We start from the raw sequence: 5,223 nt of genomic DNA on the forward strand, positions 1-5,223 counted from the left end.
AATAAGGGCAACAGGAGAGCAGGCGCAATGCAAAGCAGTTTTCAAGCTGCGTGTTGGAGGAGAATTTTCAACACGTTCAGTCAATTCATCCAGCGACACTAAACGCCTACGGTGTGAAACCTCCTCCTGTTTGTTTTCTAATATTTCATGCAAGATGCTCATTTTTTTGTCTCGGAAAGCGAGATATCCTCCTTAGAATTACCATTAATCGACGTGAGAGAATTCGATGAATTCCTGAAGTTTTCGTTTGGCTGCGCCTGATTTCAAGGTCTCGAGCGAAATCTGAACGGCGTCCTGTAAGTTCGGCGTTTTGCCGCCAACCCAGATAGCAGCGGCTGCATTAAGCACGATTGCCCGTTGACATGGCGATGATTCTTCCCTGAGTGAATTCCTAAGCATGACGGCGTTCTCATCAGGCGTTTGCCCTGCCGCAATTTCACTAATTTGAACACGTTTAATGCCAAATTCTTCCGGCTCGATGGACTGCTCTGTTATATGGCCATTATCCAAGCATACCATCAATGTCTGACCAATCGGCGACATTTCGTCAATGCCATCAATTCCAAAAGCAACAACCGCCTTTTCGCACCCAAGCTGGTTCAGTACGTCAGCTGCTAACCGAACAAATCGATAATCGTAAACACCCATAAACTGACGTTTCGCCTGAGCAGGATTGGTCATGGGGCCCACTAAATTGAAAAATGTTCTTACCCCAATCTCTCGCCGGGGAGCGGCGGCATATTTTAATGCCGGATGGTGCTTTGGAGCAAACATGAATCCGATGCCGATTTTATCGATAGAGTCGGCTATTTGCTCCGGGGTGCGTTCAAGATTCACTCCTAACGCTTCGAGCACATCTGCGCTACCGCATTTGCTGGACATCGCTCGATTGCCGTGCTTAGCAATCGGAACTCCAGCTGCGGCAGCAACAAAAGCGGAGGCGGTTGAAAGATTAAAAGTTTGAAGTTTATCCCCGCCTGTGCCGCATGTATCGACAAGATCAGGGCTTTTGGCGTGTACGGGCACAACACGATCCCTCATCGCTTGGACAAATCCCGCGATTTCCTCCGCGGTTTCACCCTTTATTCGAAGGATTCCCAGCAGAAATCCAATCTGTGCGGCTGTCGCAAGCCCGTCAACAATCTCCCCCATGACAGACTCTGCCTCTGCCGATGTCAAATTATTCCCGCCGATAATGTGCGCAAACGATTCTTGAATAGTCATAATAAGTTGCTACACATCATTGTAACATGCTTTTGCCCCCAACGCAATTACCAGGGGGAGAGTATTCAGCAATTAGCTGTCAGCCATCAGCTAAAAAGGATTTTCGTGTGTTAGCGGCGAATACAATAATCATTATCTATCCAAAGGAGTCAGCGCCACATGATCGTTCTACCCATCAAGTCTTACTTTTACGACTATGACCTTGGACAGGTTATTAGCAATATCACCTTCGTTCGATGGCTTGAGCATGGACGGTGTTATTTGTTGGATAATTCGCCTTGGCCTGTCACGCGGCTATTCGAGAATAAGATGTCGCCGATTGTGATGGAGACACGGATTGAGTATAAACGTGTCATGCGGCTCGGGATGGATGTACAGCTTAAGATGTGGTTGGGAGGTCTGAGGCGATCGGGATGGACGCTGGAATTTGAATTTGTTGAAGTCGGAAACGATGCCCCTATCGTGCGAGCCACCCAAAGCGGATGCTTCGTCAACCTCGACACCATCCGCCCCGTACCTATCCCAATAGAACTCCAAGACTACTTCCGCGAAGTCCTTCAACCATAAAAGGTAACATGCCCTAGAGGGGATTTGAAATGAACCAATTTCTACAATCAGTCGCCGAATACCTAAAGCAACACAGACCGGATGTGCAGATTTTGCGCCATTCTGGCGAGGAAGATAGCTTCGAGAGCTTCCCAACACCAGTCAGCAAGCAGGGAGACCATCGGTTAGTCGAAGACAGTATTCTAACTGCCCATACCGTCCCAACTGATGGAGAGCCGACTGCGTTTACCCATTTTCTGGATGGTATTCAAAGAACAATTGATTTATATTTCGACGAGATTGTGCCGGTGGTTTATGGCTATACGGCAGCGGCCATTCGTCGAAGGGTTGACCGCCAAATGACTAGTGATGACGGTTGGCAGAATGAACGTCAGGCGCTCTATCTTCCCCGTGATTTGGTTGATATTAGCGATATGGTTCGCTTCGGGATTGACTGCAAAGTAACCGACCCTGAATTCGATGGAGAAGGTATCCCTCCTCTGGGTGTCATGAAGCAAGCCGCTGCACGTGAGGTCGCGAATGTTCGCGAAGCGCTTGAAATCAAACTGGCCCGCAACTGGCTTCATGAATATGGACGTCTTGGGACATTTCGGCTAATGGTTGACGGTTCGATAACGGATTTATGCGATGAAGGGCAAACGGATATGCCGATCGTTGGAGTAGCCAAATCGCACAACACACAATATTTCAATAAATCCGAAGACCTCCTGAAAATTTATCGCCTAAAGCCAGGCGAGAGATCAAGTGTATTTATCCCTATAAGTGGAAAACGGCAGCAGGTCTACAGTTGGTACTTACGGCTTCGATGGCAGGCGGGTGCGGGACCTACATTTGGGCTTATTCGTGTTGAGGCGCCGCCGGATGCGGGGATATTGGAGCTTGTTGACCAGGTTTCGGCATGGTTGATGCAGGAAAGCCAGCCAATCAGCCTTCCCGATAGCCGTTATGACCGGCTCTTATACCCGATTTATAATGTCGAACAATATCTCAAGAGTCAAGCGCCTAGCCACACTGTAATTCAAGCGTCATTATCCGCCCTAAGCGCAAGTAAAGCGGTACAATGATAACAGGCTTAAGACCTTTCCTAAGCTCGGATGACCCGAACGCTTGGCGAATAAATTCGCAGCTAATAGTAGCTAAGTCCGCCTACGCGGACTCTTTTGGAATAACCCACGCAGGTGGGTTTTGCTCTTACGAGCTGCGGTTTTAACCGCAAAACACGATACTGATAACAGGCTAAAATCAACTCAAACGGGGACTGACAGATGGTTACTGAACTCATTAAATTGGATGGACACGTTATTGACTCGCTCACACTTTCAAAGGTGCTGGACCTAATCTATCAGCACGGCGTGGATATGGACATCCAACAATGCTACATCGGGCACACGAAGGCCGAACCGAGTCACGTCGAGATACTTGTAAAAGCAGAAACGCAGGAAAAACTCGATAAGGTGCTTCACGATGTCCAACAGCATGGCGCCGAGGTGTCTTATGCTCCCGCAACACTGACCGAGGCTGAAAAAGATGGCGTTCTCCCCGATAACTTCTACTCGACAACCAACCTGGAGACATTTGTACGCATTGATGCCAAATGGGTGTTAGTTGACCCTATCGAGATGGACTGCGGTGTCAAAGCCTATCAAGATAAAGGCGAATGGAAGGCGACCACTGTTCCCATCCACCGTGTCAAAGCCGGAGATTTGCTCGTGATTGGCTATGTTGGAGTTAAAGTAACCCCACCTGCAAGACGAGAATCCTCGGATGTATTCGCCTTTATGGGCAGTGATGTCTCTTCTGAGAAGCCAAAAGAGCGCATCGCCCGAGGTGTGGCAGAAATTATTATGCGCGCCAAATCTCAAGGTCAGAAAATTTTAATCGTCGGCGGCCCCGCTATCGTACACACCGGAGCGGCTCATAACCTTGAAGACCTCATTCTAGGCGGTTGGGTGGATATTCTTTTTGCAGGAAATGCCTTGGCGACCCACGATATCGAAAGCGCTCTGTTAGGCACTTCCCTTGGCATTAACCTCGAACATGGCTCTCCAGTTCAACATGGACATGAAAACCACCTGAGAGCCATCAATAAAATCCGCTCAGTTGGCGGTATTCGTCAAGCTGTCGAGCAAGGAATTTTAACAAAGGGAATCATGCATGCTTGCGTAGTAAAAGGCATCGATTTTGTTCTAGCTGGAAGCATTCGCGATGATGGTCCTTTGCCTGATGTCATCTCTGATAGTGTGAAGGCGCAAGACATCATGCGTGAAAAGGTGCGCGGGGTTGGTGTTGCGCTTATGATTGCCACAACATTACATTCAGTTGCAACCGGCAACCTGCTCCCCGCCAGCGTGACCACAGTTTGCGTTGACAGTGATGCCGATACTGTCATCAAACTTGCCGACCGCGGCTCCCACCAGGCTTATGGGCTTGTAACCGATTGCGAGTTCTTCTTGAAAGAATTGGCCGGCAATTTAATTAGAGGCTAAAAAGAGATTGAAAAACCAATGGACGATAATATTAATTCTGAAGATGAATATCCGCTAATTCTTGGTTTTGACGATATACCGGGCACCCTTCACTGGATTCGAGAGGGACTAGATACGCTCGTTGGCCGCATCGATACTAAGTTGGCGAAAACTTATAATCAACGTTGGTTTGTTCTGAGAAATCTGGCCAAAAGGACCAGTGTCGAAATCGAACGACTTGAAGGTTGGACTGATGCCTCCCCTGATCTGATAGCCTATCCTGCCAGAAATCTTTTCGAGCTAAACATCACCACAGGATATGTCCTCCTGTCGGAGCAAAACTGCCTCCAATTCACCGCCGAGCAGGAAGCTGAAGATGTCGAGATCATCAAAAATGCCCTCATGCTTCGTGAAGAAGAGCCGGATGTAACTGTTTGCGAGGAAATGAGCAAGCAACACGAACAAATCATGGCCCGCCATGCCGGCAGACTGCATGAAGCCCATGTATCAGTCGCAAAAATGGCAAATTCTGTGGATAAAGACTGCCTCTATGAATCCTTCTACAAGTTCTATTCCAAATTCGTCCACCCCACCGCCTGGCTAGTCAACACCGACTGGGAATCCAGCGCCGACGACTTCCGAGCCATCTTCCTCAAAAAAGCCCTGGTAGACGCCGCCGACGTCCTAGGCCAAATCGGCGAAGCCTTCAACCAAGACCGCTAAGGATTCGCAGGTCGAATGAGGTTTGCTTCTTCGATTAAGGAGTGTTTTTTGCAGAGGTATTGGAAGGTTTCCAGTGCGCTTAGGTGGCTTTCATCTAAGGCATAGTTCATGATTTCGCAGAGGTATTCCTGGCAGACGGGTTCGGGCCAGTTCAGACGAGTTGATTCGTGCTGAGCGATGATTTCCATTCTTGATTCGCCATACGCTCTTGCTTCCTGAAGGGCTTGGATGAGGGGGCGTGTTA

6 protein-coding genes are annotated in these 5,223 nt (G+C 48.7%); 4 read left to right on the forward strand and 2 right to left on the reverse strand.

Features of this window, described 5'->3' with window-relative positions:
• Window positions 1-204: 204 nt before the first annotated feature.
• On the reverse strand, window positions 205-1,224 hold the full coding sequence (gene trpD, locus WCO51_09330; GenBank protein ID MEI6513459.1) for an anthranilate phosphoribosyltransferase: 1,020 nt from the start codon (window positions 1,222-1,224) through the stop codon (window positions 205-207).
• 159 nt (window positions 1,225-1,383) lie between these two features.
• Between trpD and WCO51_09335 the strand changes: the two genes are divergently transcribed.
• From WCO51_09335 to WCO51_09350, 4 genes are all read left to right on the forward strand, one after another.
• Window positions 1,384-1,791 carry a thioesterase family protein gene (locus tag WCO51_09335; protein ID MEI6513460.1) on the forward strand — a complete coding sequence of 136 codons (408 nt, stop codon included), beginning with the start codon at window positions 1,384-1,386 and terminating at the stop codon, window positions 1,789-1,791.
• Between the two features lie 29 nt (window positions 1,792-1,820).
• Entirely contained in the window at window positions 1,821-2,855 is a 1,035-nt protein-coding gene (locus tag WCO51_09340) for a hypothetical protein (protein ID MEI6513461.1), read from the forward strand.
• Window positions 2,856-3,056: 201 nt separating this feature from the next.
• Window positions 3,057-4,277 carry a TIGR00300 family protein gene (locus WCO51_09345; GenBank protein ID MEI6513462.1) on the forward strand — a complete coding sequence of 407 codons (1,221 nt, stop codon included), beginning with the start codon at window positions 3,057-3,059 and terminating at the stop codon, window positions 4,275-4,277.
• Between the two features lie 18 nt (window positions 4,278-4,295).
• Window positions 4,296-4,979 carry a DUF5677 domain-containing protein gene (locus WCO51_09350; GenBank protein ID MEI6513463.1) on the forward strand — a complete coding sequence of 228 codons (684 nt, stop codon included), beginning with the start codon at window positions 4,296-4,298 and terminating at the stop codon, window positions 4,977-4,979.
• On the opposite strand, the gene WCO51_09355 is transcribed toward WCO51_09350, so the two are convergent.
• The coding region (locus tag WCO51_09355; GenBank protein ID MEI6513464.1) for a hypothetical protein at window positions 4,976-5,223 on the reverse strand (248 nt) is incomplete at its 5' end. The two genes, WCO51_09350 and WCO51_09355, sit on opposite strands and share 4 nt — an antisense overlap.

Source organism: bacterium (assembly GCA_037131655.1).
GTDB lineage: Bacteria > Armatimonadota > Fimbriimonadia > Fimbriimonadales > JBAXQP01 > JBAXQP01.

Coding starts and splice junctions, on each gene's coding strand:
- trpD (MEI6513459.1), bottom strand. CDS start 1,224: ATGACTATTCAAGAATCGTTTGCGCACATTATCGGCGGGAATAATTTG.
- WCO51_09340 (MEI6513461.1), top strand. CDS start 1,821: ATGAACCAATTTCTACAATCAGTCGCCGAATACCTAAAGCAACACAGA.
- WCO51_09335 (MEI6513460.1), top strand. CDS start 1,384: ATGATCGTTCTACCCATCAAGTCTTACTTTTACGACTATGACCTTGGA.
- WCO51_09345 (MEI6513462.1), top strand. CDS start 3,057: ATGGTTACTGAACTCATTAAATTGGATGGACACGTTATTGACTCGCTC.
- WCO51_09350 (MEI6513463.1), top strand. CDS start 4,296: ATGGACGATAATATTAATTCTGAAGATGAATATCCGCTAATTCTTGGT.